Origin of the sequence: Lacipirellula limnantheis, assembly GCF_007746075.1 — a bacterium.
Lineage (GTDB): Bacteria > Planctomycetota > Planctomycetia > Pirellulales > Lacipirellulaceae > Lacipirellula > Lacipirellula limnantheis.
Window position 1 is genome coordinate 2142766 of sequence record NZ_CP036339.1, and the last position, 16267, is coordinate 2159032.

Below are 16267 nucleotides of genomic sequence, written 5' to 3' on the forward strand. Positions count from 1 at the left end.
CGCCGAGGCGTCGCCGCGCGCTCCATAGGCTGCCGCGATCGCTTCCATAGGCGCCACGTCGTGAAAACGCCGAGTTTACGCCCCACGGCGCGCCCCCTATAATTCCCGCTTACCCCAGCGAGTTTGGGTGCACTTATGACCGAGCCCGAAGGATGTGCGACTGTGGCAGAACATGTGGTAATTATTGGTAGCGGACCCGCCGGATGGACCTCGGCGATCTACACGGCGCGGGCCAATCTCACGCCGCTGGTGTTCGAAGGCGCCATCACTGAAGAAAATCGCCAGGTCGGCACGCTGCCCCTGGGGCAGCTCGCGCTGACCACCGAGGTCGAAAACTTCCCCGGCTTCCCCAAGGGCGACCTGAGCCATTACCTCCGCTCGGCCCTCGATGAGGAAAACCACTACCTTGCCGACATGCATCACAAGGAAGGCTGCTCGGGCCCTGAACTGATGCATCTGATGCGCAAGCAGGCTAAGAATTTTGGCACGCGGATCGAAACCGACGACATCGTCTCGGTTGACTTCACCAAGCGGCCCTTCTGTCTTCACTCGTCAAGCGGCCAGCGGATCGAAGCCCAGTCCGTAATCGTCGCCACCGGCGCCCGCGCCAACTACCTTGGCCTCCCGTCGGAAGATATGTACAAGAACCGCGGCGTGAGCGCCTGTGCCGTCTGCGATGGCGCGTTGCCGCGATTCCGCAACAAGCCGCTGGTCGTCGTCGGCGGCGGCGACTCGGCCGTCGAGGAAGCCGACTACCTGTCGAAGTTCGGCAGCGTCGTCTACATGATCCATCGCCGCGATCAATTGCGGGCGTCGAAGATCATGGCGGACCGAGCGCTCGCCAATCCGAAGATCAACATTCAGTGGAACACCGAAGTTGACGAAGTTCTCGGCGACGAGGCCAGCGGCGTCACAGGGGTGCGGCTCAAATCGACCACCGGCGACGGCAAGACAATTGAACTCGCCGCGACGGGGATGTTCGTCGCCATCGGCCACACGCCGAACACACGCTTTCTGGAGGGCCAGCTCGACATGACCCCCAAGAAATATCTGACGTGGACGGTTCCCTTCCGTACCAACACCAGCGTTGAAGGGGTCTTCGCCGCCGGCGACGTCGCCGACGATTACTACCGCCAGGCCGTCACCGCCGCGGGCAGCGGCTGTATGGCGGCTATCGACGCGGAGCGATGGTTGGCCTCGCAAGGGCTGTAGTTTTTCAGCCCCCGGCTCCGCCGGGGGGTAACGCAACGGATAGCCGACCGCATCAATCCCCTGGCGGAGCCAGGGGCTGCAAGCGCGTTTGGCGCCACATTGCAGCAGGGATGACGCGATGGAAAAGCTCTCAGTCTGGGCCGCCCGACAACCCAACACGATTGGCAAGCAGGCGACGCTGCAAGGGTGGATTCGCACCCGTCGCGACTCGAAAGGGGGCTTCAGCTTCCTCGAACTCAACGACGGCTCCTGCCTCGCCAACATCCAGATCGTCGCCGATGCGAAGCTCTCGAACTACGACTCGGAGGTAAAGCATCTCACCGCAGGTTGCAGCGTCACGGTGCGCGGCGAGGTGAAACCTTCGGGCGGAAAGGAGCAGGCGACGGAACTTCACGCCAGCGAGGTGATCGTCCACGGCCTCGCCGATCCCGAAGCGTACCCGCTGCAGAAGAAGCGTCACACGCTGGAAAAGCTTCGCGAGTGGGCCCATCTCCGTCCGCGTACCAACACGATGGGCGCGGTGATGCGGGTCCGGAACCGCATTTGCCGCTCGATTCACGATTTTTTCCAGGAGGAAGGCTTCCTCTACGTCCACACGCCAATCATCACCGCCAGCGATTGCGAAGGCGCCGGCGAGATGTTTCGCGTCACCACGATTGATCTTGCCAACCCGCCAAAGACGGCCGACGGCAAGGTCGACTACGCCCAAGACTTCTTCGGCAAGCCCGCCTATCTCACCGTCTCGGGCCAGCTCGAAGGCGAAATCTACGCCACGGCCCTCGGCAAGATTTATACGTTTGGTCCGACCTTTCGTGCAGAGAATTCCAACACGTCGCGGCACCTCGCTGAATTCTGGATGATCGAGCCGGAAGCGGCGTTCTTCGATCTCGACGACGACATGGCGCTGGCCGAACGGTTCCTCAAACGCATCGTTCGCGACGTGCTCGCCGACTGCCAGGAAGACATGGCATTCTTCCAAGAGCGAATTGACTCGACGATCATGGCAGCGCTGGAAACGGTTCGCGACCGCGACTTTCTGCGGCTCAGCTATACCGAAGCCGTCGAAATTCTGGAGAACTCAGGCGAGAAATTCGAGTTCCCCGTCAAGTGGGGCTCGGATCTGCAAGCCGAGCACGAGCGGTATCTCACCGAGAAAAAATTCAACGCCCCAGTGATTCTGCACGATTACCCGCGCGGCATCAAAGCCTTCTACATGCGGCTCAACGATGACGGCAAAACGGTCCGCGCGATGGACGTCCTGGTCCCGCGCGTCGGCGAGATCATCGGCGGCAGCCAGCGCGAGGAACGACTCAACGTGCTCATTGAGCGGATGAAAGAGCAGCACCTCAATCCCGACGACTATTGGTGGTACCTCGACCTGCGACGCTTCGGCACGGCGCCGCACGCCGGGTTCGGCCTAGGACTAGAGCGAATGGTCCAATTTGTCACCGGCATGGCCAACATCCGCGACGTGATCCCGTTTCCCCGGACGCCGGGCAGCGCGGAGTTCTGATCTTGTTGTTGAACCGTCATCCTGAGCGAAGCGAAGGATCTAGCCATTCATTTGACGCCAGATTCTTCGCTTTGCTCCGAATGACAAGAAACGGAAAGCAGCGTCCATGATCCTCGAAGAAATGACCACCGTTGAAGTTGAAGCCGCACTCAAAACGTGCCGCAGCGTCTTCATCCCTTTCGGCGTCATGGAAGCCCACGGCCCCCACTTGCCGCTATCGACCGACACGATTCAAGCCTACGACGCCGGCAAGCGGGCCGCTCAACTTGTCCCGCTCTTCGTCGCGCCCCCGATCCCCTACGGCTACTGCCGCAGTCTCGGCGGCCATGACGGCACGATCAGCATTAGCGCCGAAACGTTGCGCGCTCTGGTCCGGGACATCGTTCATTCGCTCTACCAAACCGGCCTGCGGAACTTCATCCTCTATTCCGGCCACGCCAGCGCGCTGCAGATGGCCGCAATCGAAGAGGCCGCCGAGCGGCTCCTGCGCAGCAGTCCCGATGCGAACATCGCCATCGTCTTGGAGTACGACGTGCTGTTGAAACGCATCGGCGGCATCATCGAAACCCCAGGCGACATGCACGCGGGCGAGATCGAAACGTCTCGGCTGATGTCAATCTGCCCGCAGTTGGTTCGCAACGAGCTGCTTCCTGAGGAGAGCGGCCGCGAATCGCCCAAGCCGCTGCTCGTGCGCGACGTCAAGCGTTACTGGCCCAGTTCGGTCCTCGGCGCCCCCCGCAAAGCTACGCCTGAAAAAGGCGAGCGACTCGGCGCCATCGTCGCCGAGTATCTCGCCGAGCTGGTGAAGCGGATGGAGGCGTTTGAGCCCCACTAGAGGTAGCGACCGCTCGCCGCGCCTTCGTAAACGAGGGAAAGACTCAAAATCGCTGTTCCGTCTTGGCGGCCTGGCTCCGGTCAATGGCGTCAATCGCGGACGCGGCCATCGCGCCCTTACTTGTCCGCAGCCTTCTCCACCGGCAGCTGAATCTCAAAAAACTGCCGCGCGGTCGGCGTCATCGGACTGTTGTAACCCATCAGGACCACGTCACCTGTCGCCTTGTAGTCGGGATTCGCGTCGAGCCATGCTCGCAGCCGTCTTTCGCCCGCGGCGACAACGTCTCGATTCCATCGTCCGCGCTGCCCAAGCGCAACGACTGTCTGTTCGCCGGCCTCGACTGTCTTGACGCTGTCGTCGTCCCCATCGACGCCGACGCTTCCAGTTTGCGGATCGCCATAGTAGAACGCCATCGACTCTTGTTTAAGCTTGCCGTCATCAGCGTGGCCGTACTCCATCCGGACTGGCGCCGTCATGGCAATCTTGTTCCGAGTGATGTGTCCAAACAATGCGAAGAACTCATTGGCCACGGCGCGTCGATGGATCGGGTAAGTTTTCAGTTCGATGACCCCCGGCGGCGTGAACGTCGGAAAGCCGGCAGGCAACTCGGCCTCGCGCAGCGGCTGAAACGCGAGCTCGTCCTGGACTTTATTCAGCTTTGCCCGCAGCTGGTTGGCGTCTTCCGTGCTCGCGGCGAGGATGGCGAGCGTTTCAGCGGCGGGACTCTGTGGAGCAAGCAGTGCGGCAGCGGCGGCAGCTGCCTTGCGGAGCTCGTCAGCCGTCGCCTCCGCGGGTAGTTTTTCCAGCATCGCGGCCGCCTCCACGCCTGGCCCCGTCGGCGGGGCGAATGTCTTCTCCTGGTTTTCTTCGGCGCCGGTCGCCAGCAGCAGCGACCAGAGCAATAATGAGCTAATCATCGCGATCTGCCTCCGTCTTAGTCTGTCAGAAACGTGTACAAAAGACCGCTGATGGCCTTCGCGGACGAGCGCCGCGCGGATTCGCGCGCCCAACCACTACCGCTGCAGCGCTTGGACCACTAACGCCAAAATCGGCGCCAAGCTGCTGCAGACAGCGAATACTAAGAAACCCGTCGGCGGGGGCGTTCGACGCAGGCGAAAGACAGCCGGTAGCAGCATTAGCGAGATGAACCCGATCCCCGCGGCCGAAAACAGGAGCAGCTGGCTCAGCATCCGCGCACCGCCCAGCTGGGGATTGGCCTGCGCGTAAACGTGGGCCGCCACCGCCGCAATGTCGCATAGAAACACCGTCGTCACCGAAACGGTCCATGCCACCGTGGCCGCATCCGATGTCCGAGACTCGCCCGTTCCGTGTTCTACATGCCGCACTTGCTTCTGACGTCGCGGTTTTGTCTTGCGCTTCGACATCGCGAGGCCGCCTCCTGCCAGAGAATTAGAAGAGTAGAGGTTCACGATACGAACTTTCACCTAATTGGCAACTCCGACCGCAGACTTTGCGGAGCATTGGGAGAAGAAAGTTCACCGCCAAGGGCGCCAACGCTTGGCGTGACGATTTGAACCACGACGACACGGCGGGCACGACGAAACACCAAGCCCGCTAACTCATCGCTCGCGGCAATTCTCAGCGCCTTCGCGCCTTGGCGTGAGATTGAGATCCCGGCTGCGTCACGCAAAGGCGCGAAGACGCAAAGGAGAACGGGGTTCCCGTAGTTTCCTTGGCGACCCTCGGCGTCCTTGGCGGCAATAAAAGAACCCGGCTCAAGGCGCGATTGTACCGGCGGCTCGCCCAGCTCCCCGCCCATTTTCTCAACATCCCGTTCCGCCGCGCGCGCCGCCGTAAGCTATGATTCCGGTGGAGTCGCCGTGCATCCGCGGCGACCCTCGACTCGTCCCGCCCCTTTTCAGTTGTACGGCTGCCACGCTGCTCTACGGCCCTGGCCGAATGGAGCGACGCCGGTGGTCGGCCCGCACTCGTTAGGCTTCGCCCACGATCGACGTTGCGGCGTTCTGCGCGCATGCGACCTGAGGCTTGGCCGCGCTATCCGTCCGCCGATTTGTTCTTCGCACCATCAGGCATGTCACTACGGCAATGGTCGAATTTCGATCGATCGACACGCTCCGCGAGGCTTTGGCGCCAGTCGAAGCATTGCGCGGGGAACAATCCGAACTCGAATCTTGGGTTCGCGAATCGTTCGCGACGCTCGACTCACTTCATGGAGAGCTCTCGGATTGGCAGCGCGACCTGACGCGCCAGCAGGCGCTGCTCGACCAGCGGCAAGCAGCCGTCGACGACGCCGGCGACGCGCTAGCTCAGGTGGCCGAGTATCGCCAACGTCTGGCCGACGCTGAGAACGAGTATCGGCAGCTCGAGGCAGAGAACGCTGAGCAGTTGCGGACGCTCGAAGATATTGAACGGCAGCTTGCCGTGGCGAAAGTGGAAATGCGCCTATTGCACCGCGATGCACACGAGCACCGCGAAGAACGCCGCGAGTGGCTCGCCGAGCTTAGCGACATGCGGCGATCGATGGAGTCGCAGGGAACGCTGCTCCAGCAAATTTTCGACAGGTCGGGCGAGGGGGAATGTGACGGCGCCCTGGGCGCAAGTCATGGAATCGAGGCTCCAGAAGATTTGGCCGCGGGCGACGATGACGTCGCGTGTCGCTCAGCCGAACTGCGGCGGCGGGCCGATTCGCGCCGCGCCGCCCAACGACGGCCGTCTTAACTGCCGTCCGATCGGGTTTGCTTCTCCCCCCTTCTTCGCTCATCCACCAGCCCAACCGCCATGGCAGCCAACTTGAACATGCATGGTCCTCATCGACAGGCGGCGAACTCCGCCGCGGCCGATCTCGACGTCACCGGCCCGCTTGACCCGGAGTCGCGCGAAGCCCACGATTTGCTCGAAGCGCTCGACGACGCCATGTTCGAAGCGATCGCCGGCGACGAGGCGTCGCTCACCCGCGCCCACGATCTCTGGCAGCGGGCCGTCGCGGCGGTCGGCGGGGAGCGAGTCGAGGAATCGCGCGAACAGTATCTACGATTCGCCGTCGAGACCACCAAGCAGTGCGCCACGGGCGAAGTGCGCGAGCCGGCCAAGATGCTGGCCGCCGTCGAAGTCATCGCCTGGCTGACCCGCGGCGCAGCCTGAGCACGAGGTAGAGGGGCAGCGAGTCGCTAGCCTTCCGGATACTGCCGGCAGTACTCGTACAGCGCCATCGTTGTCGCCGTCGCGACGTTGTAACTGTACGGCAGCCCCCACACCGGAATCTCTACAACGTCGTGCACCAACTTGAGCAGATCGGGCGTCAGCCCCGTGCGCTCGTTGCCGATCACCAGCGCCGTTTTCCGCTGGAACGAGTAGTGGTGCATGTCCTGCGAGTCGGTCGTCTGCTCCAGCCCCACGAGCCGATATCCCTCGTCGCGCAGCCGTTCCAGCACCGGCGGCAGCGTCCGCCGTACCTCGATCGTGATCGTATCGGCCCCGTCGCGGGCGATCTTGCGGTCCAAGCTCGCTTGGCCGGTGCAGACGATGCGGTCCAGCCCGCAGCAACTCGCCGCCCGCGCGATTCGCGACAGGTTGACGTTGCTCCGCATCGGCGCGCAAACGATCAGCAACTCGCGCGGCTGGGCAAGTTCGCGTGGGGGCTTATGTCGCAAGTGTTCAAAGCTCATGCCGAGCGATTCTAACAGTTCACTTCCTCTAGTTCAGGAGACTAACCGCCAAGGACGCCAAGGAAATGCGCGGAGGATTTCGCCACGAAACATATGAAAGGAACGCAAGAAAGTCAGAGAGGCGCTAAGCCTTTCCTTGTTCCCCTACTTCTTTCGTCGTTTTCGTGTGTTTCATGGTTAGTGCAATTGCATTTTTTCCTTAACGCACTTGGCGTCCTTGGCGGTTCAAAACCAACCTCGTTAGTTCTTTGCCGCAACCGCACCGTCCGGTAAGCTAAAGGCCGCGGTATGACCTATTCGCTTACTCAATTAAACCACCTCCATAGCACAGCCGCATGCGTCTGGAAGGCCGATCGCTGTTCCCCTGGATCGCCGGCGCGGCGATTCTCTGCTCCATCGGCTGGGCCCTCGATCGCGGTCAACTCCCGCCGGCTGACTTCACCTTCGTCAACGGCACGGAGGTCAAGAGTCTCGACCCCGCGATCGTCACCGGTCAGCCCGAAAACCGCATGATCAACGCCCTCTTCGAAGGGCTCACCCGCTGGAACCCTGAGACGCTCGATCCCGAGCCCGGCGTCGCCGAGCGCTGGGACGTCTCTGACGACCTGCTCACCTACACCTTCCACCTGCGGCAGGACGCCAAGTGGTCCGACGGCTCGCCGGTGACGGCCCACGATTTCATCTACTCGATGCGGCGGTTCCTCGACCCTCGCACCGCCGCCGAGTATTCCTACCAGGCCTGGTATGTGAAAAACGCGAAGAAGTACAGCGGCGGCGGCCGCGCCGTACGCCCCGGCGACAACGTTGAAGTCGAGTTGAACGTCGACCCCAACGGCGTCAACTCCATTCGCGGCGCCGTCATCCGCGGCAAACTGGTCCGCATCGAAGACAAGAGCGGCAACGAACTCGCCGGCGACGCCCTCGACACGGCCGCCGGCGACGCGTCGCTCAACATCGAAGACTGGACCTTCGTCGTCGCCACCGAAGCCGGCGAAGAGCGATTCCGCTACGCCGACGATCTTTCCGCCAGCCGGAACGAACCGGCCGCAGGCGAGCGTCACGCCCGCCAGATTCTGCTCGACCTCCACGACGTCGGCATGCGTGCGATCGACGATCACACGATCGAGTTCACGCTCGAAAACCCCACGCCCTACTTCCTCAACCTCCTCGGCTTTTACCCGCTCTTCCCCGTGCAGCAGCAGTGCGTCGAAACGTTCGGGTCGCCCCAATGGACCGACGTAGAAAACATCGTCTGCAACGGCCCCTTCAAGCCCGAGTTCCGCCGCTTGCGCGATCGGACCCGCGTCGTGAAGAACGAGCACTACTGGGATCGCGACAACGTCAAGCTCAACAGCGTCGACTTCCTCGCCGTCGAATCGAGCACCACAGCGCTCAATCTTTACCTCACCGGCGAGGTGGACTGGATCTACGACGTTCCCGCCGCAGCATTGCGAACGCTGCTCGCCGAACGGCCCGCGCGAGACGATCTTAATCCCAAGCCCATGCTCAATACGTACTTCTACCTCCTCAACGTCACGCGAAAGCCGTTTGACGACGTGCGCGTTCGCAAGGCCCTGTCGATGGCCATGGATCGCACCGAACTCACCGAACGCCTGCTTGGCGCCGGGGAGCTTCCTACCTACAGCCTCGTCCCCCCGGGACTTCCAGGGTACGACCCTCCGCAAAGTCCGCACGAAAACGTCAAGGAGGCTCAGCGGCTCCTGGCCGAGGCTGGCTACCCCGAGGGCCGCGGCTTTCCGACGATCGAAATCCTCTACAACACGCACGAAGGCCATCAAGCAATTGCTCAGCTTATTCGCAAGCAGTGGCAGAACAACCTCGGGATCAAGGTTCGCACCCGCAACGAAGAGTGGGCCACCTTCAACTCAAGTCAGCGGCAACTTAACTACGACGTTTCCCGCCGCGGCTGGATCGGCGACTACGCCGACCCCAACACGTTCCTCGACATGTTCGTCACCGGCGGCGAGAACAACTGCACCGGCTGGGGCAACGCCGAGTACGACAAACTGATCGCCGCCGCGGCCGTCGAGACCGATCCCGCGAAACGGCTCGACCTGCTCCACCAAGCCGAAACGATCCTCATGGACGAGCAGCCGATCATTCCGTTTTACAACTACGTCAGTAAAAACATGGTGAAGCCCAATATCCGCGGCTTCTACAACAACATTCAGGACACGCACCCCCTCTCGGCACTTTGGATCGACGCCGAGGAAGAGACGCCCAACCCGTTCATGGAAGGGCGAAAATGATGATCGCGTTTATCATCAAACGCTTCTTCTGGCTGCTGGTGACACTGTGGGCGGTCTTCACCGTCTCGTTCATCCTCATGCGCAGCGTCCCCGGCGGGCCGTTCGATCGCGAGAAGGCGGTGGCGCCGGAGATCAAGCGGAACCTTGAACGCCGCTACAATCTCGACAAGCCGGTGCTGGTGCAGTACGGCCTCGAACTTGAGCGCGTCTTCTTGCACGGCGATCTCGGCCACTGCATGAACATCGCCGACGCCAGCGTGAACTTCGTCATTCGCCAAGGCCTGCCGATCTCCGCCGCCCTCGGCATCCTGGCGATGACTTTTGCCGTGAGCTTCGGCGTCCTTACCGGCGTCGTCGCCGCCGCGATGCGCGGCAGCCCGCTCGACGTGGGTCTCCGCTTGGCAGCCACCGCGGGGATTGCGCTGCCGAATTTCGTCGTCGCCGGCGTCTGCATTTTGCTTTTCGTCTTTTGGCTTTCGCTGCTCCCCGCCGCCGGTTGGGGCAGCTTGTCGCAACTCGTCCTCCCGGCGTTCTGCCTCGGCGCCCCCTACGCCGCGGAGGTCGCCCGCATCTCGCGCACCAGCATGCTCGACGCCCTGTCGCACGACTACATCCGCACAGCCCGGGCGAAAGGCGTGAGCCGCACCCGCGTCGTTCTGGTCCACGGTCTCCGCAATTCGCTGCTGCCGGTGGTGTCGTTTCTCGGCCCCGCCGTCGCCGGAATCCTCACCGGCTCGCTCATCGTCGAACAAATCTTCGGCATCCCCGGCCTCGGCGTCTACTTCGTCAAGTCGGCGCTGCAGCGCGACTACACCCTCTCGATGGGCGTCGTGCTGCTCTACACCCTGGTCCTCTACACGATGAACTTCCTGGTCGACCTCTCCTACGCCTACCTCGACCCTCGCGTGGAACTGGAATGATGTGGAAGTTCATCGTTGAAAAAGAAGATCTCACGCAAAGGCGCAAAGAAGAGTGCGAGCCGAACAAACTCCCGCATTTCCTTCGCGCCTTCGCGCCTTTGCGTTAGATAAACAACGAACAGCATGCCAGACGAGCCAAAACAATCGACCGCCGGAACCTCACTCGCCCGCGACGCCTGGCGGCGGCTGCGCCGCGATTGGGCCGCCATGGGCGCGCTTGCCACGCTGTTGGTCGTCTGCTTCCTCGCCGCCGTCACGCCGCTGCTGCCGCTGCAGCCGCCTGACCGCGTGCAGACCGATCTCCAGTACACGCCCCCCACGCTCAAGCCGCTGATGATCGGCGGCTTCGCGATCAACCTCGCAGCAATTGAAAAAACGCCGGTCGAAGTCGCGAGGCTCCGCGAGCAACTCCCTGACCTCGAAGCCGCTCATCGCGAAGCGACGCAGGTTTTCCGCACCGCTGAAGCAAACCTCGCCGCCGATTTGCCGCCGCTCGATCGCCAGGCCCAGCTCGGACCCGCTCGCACGGCCCGCAACGGCGCCTTCGAAGCTCTCGTCCGCAAGCACAACGAAATCGGCGACACGATCCAGGCCCCCTACACGCAAGCCGGCTTCGCCGAGCTCGGCCCGCTGAGCCGTTGGATGGTCCGGACGCGCTACGCGATGTTCGGCGAGTCGCAGGTGAACGCGATCTGCGGCCGCGACCTCTTCGGCCGCGACGTGCTGTCCCGCGTCTTCTGGGGCGCCCGCATCTCGCTGATGGTTGGACTCGTGGCGACGATGGTGTCGCTGGTGATCGGCGTCACCTACGGCGCCGTCGCCGGCTTCTTCGGCGGCTGGCTCGACAACGCGATGATGCGGTTCGTCGATTTGCTCTATTCGATCCCCTTCATCTTCGTCGTGATCTTTATCATCACGATTCTCAACGACGACAGCACGCCTGAAAGCTGGGGAACCCGCCTCGGCTACCTCGGCCTCAACAAAATCACGGTCTTCTACTTGGTCGTCGGCGCCATCTACTGGCTGACGATGGCTCGCGTCGTCCGCGGCCAAGTGATCTCGCTCAAAACCGAGCCGTTCGTCGAAGCGGCCCGCTCCCTCGGCGCCGGCAGCTGGCGCATCATCTTCCGCCATCTGCTGCCGAACGTTTCGAGCGTCGTGCTCGTCTACCTCACGCTCACCATTCCGCGGGTGATGCTCTTCGAGGCCTTCCTCTCGTTTCTCGGCCTCGGCGTCGAAGCCCCCGACGTCTCCTGGGGCCTCCTGGCGAAGGAAGGAATCGAAGTCCTCTCGCCGGTGCAAATCTACTGGTGGCTCGTCCTCTTCCCCAGCCTTGCCCTCGGCGCCACGCTGCTAGCCCTCAACTTCCTCGGCGACGGCCTACGCGACGCGCTCGATCCACGAATGAAAGACCGCTAAGCGGAGAAGATTAACCGCCAAGGACGCCAAGGTTCGCCAAGGAAAAAACGGAGGCGGGTGAACCACAACGGCACAACGGGCACGACGAAAGAGTAGACCAGTCAAACTCTACTGGTGGTCGTATTGCCTTTGCGACTTCGTGCCTTAGCGTGAGACAATCTTGATTTAGATCTCACGCGAAGGCGCAAAGGAAGACGGGTTTCTTGTAGTTTTCCTTGGCGAACCTTGGCGGTTCAATTCTTCTTCTTCGCCAATAAATCCAGCGAAGCCGCGGTTAGCGTGCGCACCCCAGTCGTCAGCGTCCCATCAATGTCGGGATAGAAAAGCGGCGAGTGGAGCGAAGGCGCGAGCGTCCCGTCCGTTTCGTACTTCGTCAGTCGCGTCTGATCGACCGCCCCCACCGCGATCATCAAGATCGGCACGCCGGCTCGCCCGTAGGCTCCAAAGTCCTCGCCACCCATCGACGGCTCCGACTCTTCCACCTTGTCTTTGCCTAACTCCTTCTGAATCACCGGCTCCAACCGCTTCGCCAAGTCAGCATCGTTCGCCAGCGCCGGCGTCCCGTCTGACACCGTAATCTCGGGCTTCGGCGCCCCCGCACTCGCGGCCGCCGCGTTCGCCTTCCGCTCGATCGCGTCGAGAATCTGCTTCCGCACTTCCGGAGTGTAGCTTCGCACGGTGAGCTGCAGCGTGCAGTCGTCGCTAATGACGTTGTGCTTCGCCCCGCCGTGGATCGAACCGACCGTCACCACCACCGGGTCGATCGGCTTCACCTCGCGGCTGGCGATCGTCTGCAGGTCGAGCACCAGCTTCGCGGCGATCACAATTGGGTCGATCGTCATGTGGGGATAGGCCCCGTGTCCTCCCTTGCCATGGATGACGATGTCGACGCTGTCGACGTTCGCCATCGCATACCCCGGCCGCCACGCGACGTGGCCTGTCGGACGATCGGCGGCCACATGGAGCGCCAGCGCGTAGTCGGGTCGCGGGAAGCGGCGGAACAATCCGTCATCAAGCATCGCCTGCGCGCCGGCGCCCTTTTCTTCCGCCGGCTGAAAGATTGGCACCAGCGTCCCGCTCCACTGGTCGCGATGCGTCGCCAGGAACTCCAGCGTCCCCAACAGCATCGTCATGTGCATGTCGTGCCCGCACGCATGCATCACGCCGACCGTCGCCCCGCGAGCGTCCCGAACCTTCACCTGCGAGGCGTACGGCAACCCCGTCTCCTCGATGACCGGCAACGCATCCATGTCAGCTCGCAACAATAGCGTCGGGCCGTCGCCGTTCTTCAAGACCCCAACCACGCCATGGCCGCCGACCTTTTCGGCGACGGTGAAGCCAAGCTTCTGCAGCCGCTCGGCCATTATCGCCGCCGTTTTTTCTTCTTCGTGCGACAGTTCCGGCGCCTGGTGAAGCGACTTGTAAAACTGGGTAAGCTCCGGCAACGCTGCCGCCACCCAGCCGCTCAGCGTCTCCGCCCCCAGCGCGGAGTGACCGGCCGCCGCCATCAAGCAAAAAAACAGGAAGCACCCGTTGGCGACGGAAACCGCGCGCGTTACACTTCGGGCATTCATACGACCGCTCTTGTTCATTGGAGCCGCTGTGAGTTCATCGCTCGCAGCGGCTCCTCTTGTTTGATGACAAGAAACAAGCCCGCCGCGGCACGGCTGATTGTAATAGAGCGCGAAGGGGGTCGGGAGTCTTTTGCGACTGGCGAGTTACTATTCAAGGTAGGGTCTCTAGTCGCAAAAGACTCCCGACCCCGTCAAAACTCAGTCCCACGCGCCGCTGCCGGCCAGCGCAAGCAGCTTCGGCACCACGCTCCGCAGTGCCCTGGCGCGGTGGCTGATCGCCGACTTCACCAGCGGTCCTAGCTGGCCGAACGTTTGGTGATACTCCACCACCTCGAACAGCGGATCGTAGCCGAACCCGTTCATTCCCGCCGGCTCGAACACGATCCGCCCGCGGCAAATATCGTCGCTTTCGGCCCGAATTTCCCCGCGCGGGTCGGCCACTGCCACATGGCAGACGTAGTGGGCCGTACGCTTGGCAAGCGGCAGCGCGCCCAACTCCGCGAGCAGCTTCGCGTTGTTGTCGGCGTCCGTCGCATTCTCGCCCGCGTACCGCGCCGAATAGACCCCCGGTCGGCTGCCCAGCGCATCGACCGCCAACCCGCTGTCGTCGGCCATCACCCACGCCCCGAGATAGACCGCCTGCTCCGCCGCCTTCTTCCGGGCGTTGTATGCAAACGTGTCGCCATCCTCGACGACGTCCAAAACCGGCCGCCCTGTTTCGCGGAGCGTCTGCACCTCAAACCCGTAGGGGGCGAGCAGTTCTTGCATCTCCCGCCCCTTCTTTAGGTTGGTCGTCCCAATCACCAGTCGATGCGCCGTCATGATCGTTCGTCGCCCCTAGCAAACCTATTAGCCACCGGTTAATTCACAGCGGAGGAATTCCCGCCACTTAACTCTTAAAAACGGCGACGAATGGCGATAGTGTACAAATAAACACATTTAATCCGCTCTTTGAACACGCAACCCAACGAATCCAGGGCGCCATTTCCACCGGGAGCGCCTAGCCCTGACGCGCGACGCCCTCATCACCAGGACCTGACGCTCGCAAACCGCCGAGATCACATCCATCCCAAAGGTGGAGACGGTGATCTCGGTGGACTCGCCAAAAACCGCCGTTGTTTGCATCGCCCGAGTTGGCCAAAAAATCTTGGCCGACACGGCCGACTCGAAAAAAACAGGTAAAAACGACCACGCCCACCTCTGCCAAAACTACTGGCACAGTTGGCAGACGTGGCAGACTTGGCGGACAAGGCCGAAATGTAGCAGGCGCGCCTCGTGTGCTGCCGCGAACCGCGCCGGAATTACCGGAGAAACACGGCCTCGTGTTGAGAGGAGCCTCTATCACCAGCGCCGAGTGAGGTTTGCAACATCACACTCAGTGTGTCTGCGACGAAAAAAGAACCGACGATGAACGCATTCATCGCCGGTTCCGATAGCCTGTGTATTTTTTGTGGCGCTCGTGGCGTCCTTGGCGGTTCAGGCCTTCATGCTACTGCCGCACGTAGGCCGAACTGACCGATTCCTTCGGCGCCTCGATCGCCGTCGGTTGAATATCGAACGGCAAACCGACGAAATCCTTCGGATGGAATCCTTCCATCACGTCGCCGAACGATTTGGAGAAGCGTTGGTCGAATTCGCTGAGGACTTTTTCTTCGGTATGTTCGGCCTTCTGAATATCTTCGCTGTCGGCCCCGATCGCTTGATACGTGGCTCGTTCGAAGCCGACGTTGGGCGTCGCGGCGCCGAACGTGTTGACGATAATTTGGGCCTCGCGGGTCGACGCCGTGAGCTGGCCGTACTCATTCCGCTGCAAGTCGTTGAACGACCCGACGGTCACGTAGCTTTCGTAGCGATCGTGGAACTCGTACGCTTCCCAACCTTTGCTCCGCAGCGCGACCGTTAGCTTGTGGGCCTTATCCACCGCAACAACCAGGGCGTCGTTCTCTTGAGCGCGGCGAACTGACCCGCCGCTGGCAGAGCCATTGTTTGCTTCCTTCAGCGACGTCTTGCCGCTGAAGGTCGCCACCTTGATCGTGTATTTGCCCGGGCATTTCAGCAGCGAATGCTCAAAGTCCTTGTTCCACTTCGCGACCTCCGCATCGACGCCGACCGGCGCAAAATACTCCTTCGGCAGCATTGGATTTCGCGTCAGGAAGGCGTGGCCCATCGGACCGCGGTTAACTTGCTTGCCCAGCTTCTGCTTCACCGAGCGCTGGAGTTGGCGCACGGCCACCAGGCTCTGCGAAGTCGCTTCTCCCGATTCGACTTTCAGGCATTCCGGCTCCAGCGTCTTCACCCGATCGAGCAATGCCTGAGCCTCGGCATCGTCAATATGCTGGAACTCGCCAACCAACACCGCGTGCTCCAGGATCTGACTTCCCCGTTGGTATCGCCGCTTGATCGGCGTCCCATAGTTGTCGATGCCTCGGCCGGGGCGTTCATCTTCGAGCTTGAACGTCATCGCATAGTAGTAGGCCGGCAGGTTGTACTTCGTGCGCAGTTCGGTGACGAGCTCCCGGGCTTCGGTCTCACCCCCTTCGCCGTTGAACGACATGGCCATAATCAGCCAGGGGCCATTTTTTTCCGCCAGCGAGTAGTCGCCGTTTGGATCGGCGGCGACCCGCTTCCGCGGCATCACTTGGCGCCAAAAGGGCTCCGCCGCATGGCTGTAGGAAAACGAGCTGATTGCTCCCGCCGCCAGCAGGGCGACGGTTGCCAAGGGGCGAAGGCGGAGGGCCAAGGAGACGCGATGGAGCATGGTCGATTCCGCGGTCGGGAGGCGCAAGTGAGTCTGGCCGGGCCTAATTTCCGGCTGATTCGCGGCGGAAAAGTACCAAAGAACGACGCCCCGCGCCCAGGTCGGATTGATTCCCTGCT

The 16267-nt window shown here is 62.1% G+C and carries 14 protein-coding genes; 8 read left to right on the top strand and 6 right to left on the bottom strand.

Annotated elements, in window-relative coordinates; translation table 11 throughout:
- Positions 1 to 135: 135 nt before the first annotated feature.
- The 3 genes from I41_RS08425 (at position 136) to I41_RS08435 (ending at position 3560) form a co-directional block, all read left to right on the top strand.
- Positions 136 to 1212, top strand: a complete 1077-nt coding sequence (locus tag I41_RS08425; RefSeq protein ID WP_145432129.1) for an NAD(P)/FAD-dependent oxidoreductase — start codon at positions 136 to 138, stop codon at positions 1210 to 1212.
- 118 nt (positions 1213 to 1330) lie between these two features.
- Positions 1331 to 2725: an asparagine--tRNA ligase gene (asnS, locus tag I41_RS08430; RefSeq protein WP_145432130.1), complete on the top strand. Its 1395-nt coding sequence runs from the start codon at positions 1331 to 1333 to the stop codon at positions 2723 to 2725.
- 106 nt (positions 2726 to 2831) lie between these two features.
- Positions 2832 to 3560 carry a creatininase family protein gene (locus tag I41_RS08435; RefSeq protein WP_145432131.1) on the top strand — a complete coding sequence of 243 codons (729 nt, stop codon included), beginning with the start codon at positions 2832 to 2834 and terminating at the stop codon, positions 3558 to 3560.
- Between the two features lie 116 nt (positions 3561 to 3676).
- Here I41_RS08435 and I41_RS08440 read toward each other — a convergent pair whose 3' ends face one another.
- Positions 3677 to 4477 (bottom strand): heme-binding protein, encoded by an 801-nt coding sequence (locus I41_RS08440; RefSeq protein WP_145432132.1) that lies wholly within the window; start codon positions 4475 to 4477, stop codon positions 3677 to 3679.
- A gap of 96 nt (positions 4478 to 4573) precedes the next feature.
- Positions 4574 to 4945, bottom strand: coding sequence for a hypothetical protein (locus tag I41_RS08445; RefSeq protein WP_145432133.1), 372 nt, complete (start codon positions 4943 to 4945; stop codon positions 4574 to 4576).
- Positions 4946 to 5627: 682 nt separating this feature from the next.
- On the opposite strand from I41_RS08445, the gene I41_RS08450 reads away from it, so the two are divergent.
- Together I41_RS08450 and I41_RS08455 are read left to right on the top strand one after the other, a co-directional pair.
- The gene (locus I41_RS08450) at positions 5628 to 6260 is read left to right on the top strand and encodes a hypothetical protein (RefSeq protein ID WP_145432134.1); all 633 of its coding nucleotides are present in this window, start codon (positions 5628 to 5630) and stop codon (positions 6258 to 6260) included.
- 60 nt (positions 6261 to 6320) lie between these two features.
- Positions 6321 to 6683, top strand: a complete 363-nt coding sequence (locus tag I41_RS08455; protein WP_145432135.1) for a hypothetical protein — start codon at positions 6321 to 6323, stop codon at positions 6681 to 6683.
- A 26-nt stretch (positions 6684 to 6709) separates the two neighbouring features.
- On the opposite strand, the gene I41_RS08460 is transcribed toward I41_RS08455, so the two are convergent.
- Positions 6710 to 7207, bottom strand: coding sequence for a TrmH family RNA methyltransferase (locus I41_RS08460; RefSeq protein WP_210421128.1), 498 nt, complete (start codon positions 7205 to 7207; stop codon positions 6710 to 6712).
- Positions 7208 to 7542: 335 nt separating this feature from the next.
- Here I41_RS08460 and I41_RS08465 point away from each other — a divergent pair, with 335 nt between their 5' ends.
- The 3 genes from I41_RS08465 (at position 7543) to I41_RS08475 (ending at position 11816) form a co-directional block, all read left to right on the top strand.
- Positions 7543 to 9477, top strand: coding sequence for a peptide ABC transporter substrate-binding protein (locus I41_RS08465; protein ID WP_145432136.1), 1935 nt, complete (start codon positions 7543 to 7545; stop codon positions 9475 to 9477).
- Positions 9474 to 10397 carry an ABC transporter permease gene (locus I41_RS08470; RefSeq protein WP_315852447.1) on the top strand — a complete coding sequence of 308 codons (924 nt, stop codon included), beginning with the start codon at positions 9474 to 9476 and terminating at the stop codon, positions 10395 to 10397. Before I41_RS08465 ends, I41_RS08470 begins: the two co-directional genes overlap by 4 nt.
- Positions 10398 to 10520: 123 nt before the next feature.
- Positions 10521 to 11816, top strand: coding sequence for an ABC transporter permease (locus I41_RS08475; RefSeq protein ID WP_145432137.1), 1296 nt, complete (start codon positions 10521 to 10523; stop codon positions 11814 to 11816).
- Positions 11817 to 12049: 233 nt separating this feature from the next.
- Here I41_RS08475 and I41_RS08480 read toward each other — a convergent pair whose 3' ends face one another.
- The 3 genes from I41_RS08480 to I41_RS08490 all read right to left on the bottom strand — a co-directional run bounded on the left by I41_RS08480 (position 12050) and on the right by I41_RS08490 (position 16148).
- Complete coding sequence (locus I41_RS08480; protein ID WP_168206767.1) at positions 12050 to 13390, bottom strand: amidohydrolase; 1341 nt, start codon at positions 13388 to 13390, stop codon at positions 12050 to 12052.
- Positions 13391 to 13588: 198 nt separating this feature from the next.
- Positions 13589 to 14212: a non-canonical purine NTP pyrophosphatase gene (locus tag I41_RS08485; protein ID WP_145432138.1), complete on the bottom strand. Its 624-nt coding sequence runs from the start codon at positions 14210 to 14212 to the stop codon at positions 13589 to 13591.
- 667 nt (positions 14213 to 14879) lie between these two features.
- Positions 14880 to 16148, bottom strand: a complete 1269-nt coding sequence (locus I41_RS08490) for a hypothetical protein (RefSeq protein ID WP_145432139.1) — start codon at positions 16146 to 16148, stop codon at positions 14880 to 14882.
- Positions 16149 to 16267: the final 119 nt, after the last annotated feature.

What these genes read in the sequence shown, in the direction of transcription:
- I41_RS08485 (WP_145432138.1), bottom strand. Translation starts at nt 14,212, where the DNA reads ATGACGGCGCATCGACTGGTGATTGGGACGACCAACCTAAAGAAGGGG.
- I41_RS08440 (WP_145432132.1), bottom strand. Translation starts at nt 4,477, where the DNA reads ATGATTAGCTCATTATTGCTCTGGTCGCTGCTGCTGGCGACCGGCGCC.
- I41_RS08465 (WP_145432136.1), top strand. Translation starts at nt 7,543, where the DNA reads ATGCGTCTGGAAGGCCGATCGCTGTTCCCCTGGATCGCCGGCGCGGCG.
- I41_RS08450 (WP_145432134.1), top strand. Translation starts at nt 5,628, where the DNA reads ATGGTCGAATTTCGATCGATCGACACGCTCCGCGAGGCTTTGGCGCCA.
- I41_RS08435 (WP_145432131.1), top strand. Translation starts at nt 2,832, where the DNA reads ATGATCCTCGAAGAAATGACCACCGTTGAAGTTGAAGCCGCACTCAAA.
- I41_RS08475 (WP_145432137.1), top strand. Translation starts at nt 10,521, where the DNA reads ATGCCAGACGAGCCAAAACAATCGACCGCCGGAACCTCACTCGCCCGC.
- I41_RS08460 (WP_210421128.1), bottom strand. Translation starts at nt 7,207, where the DNA reads ATGAGCTTTGAACACTTGCGACATAAGCCCCCACGCGAACTTGCCCAG.
- I41_RS08425 (WP_145432129.1), top strand. Translation starts at nt 136, where the DNA reads ATGACCGAGCCCGAAGGATGTGCGACTGTGGCAGAACATGTGGTAATT.
- I41_RS08490 (WP_145432139.1), bottom strand. Translation starts at nt 16,148, where the DNA reads ATGCTCCATCGCGTCTCCTTGGCCCTCCGCCTTCGCCCCTTGGCAACC.
- I41_RS08445 (WP_145432133.1), bottom strand. Translation starts at nt 4,945, where the DNA reads ATGTCGAAGCGCAAGACAAAACCGCGACGTCAGAAGCAAGTGCGGCAT.
- asnS (WP_145432130.1), top strand. Translation starts at nt 1,331, where the DNA reads ATGGAAAAGCTCTCAGTCTGGGCCGCCCGACAACCCAACACGATTGGC.
- I41_RS08480 (WP_168206767.1), bottom strand. Translation starts at nt 13,390, where the DNA reads ATGAATGCCCGAAGTGTAACGCGCGCGGTTTCCGTCGCCAACGGGTGC.
- I41_RS08470 (WP_315852447.1), top strand. Translation starts at nt 9,474, where the DNA reads ATGATGATCGCGTTTATCATCAAACGCTTCTTCTGGCTGCTGGTGACA.
- I41_RS08455 (WP_145432135.1), top strand. Translation starts at nt 6,321, where the DNA reads ATGGCAGCCAACTTGAACATGCATGGTCCTCATCGACAGGCGGCGAAC.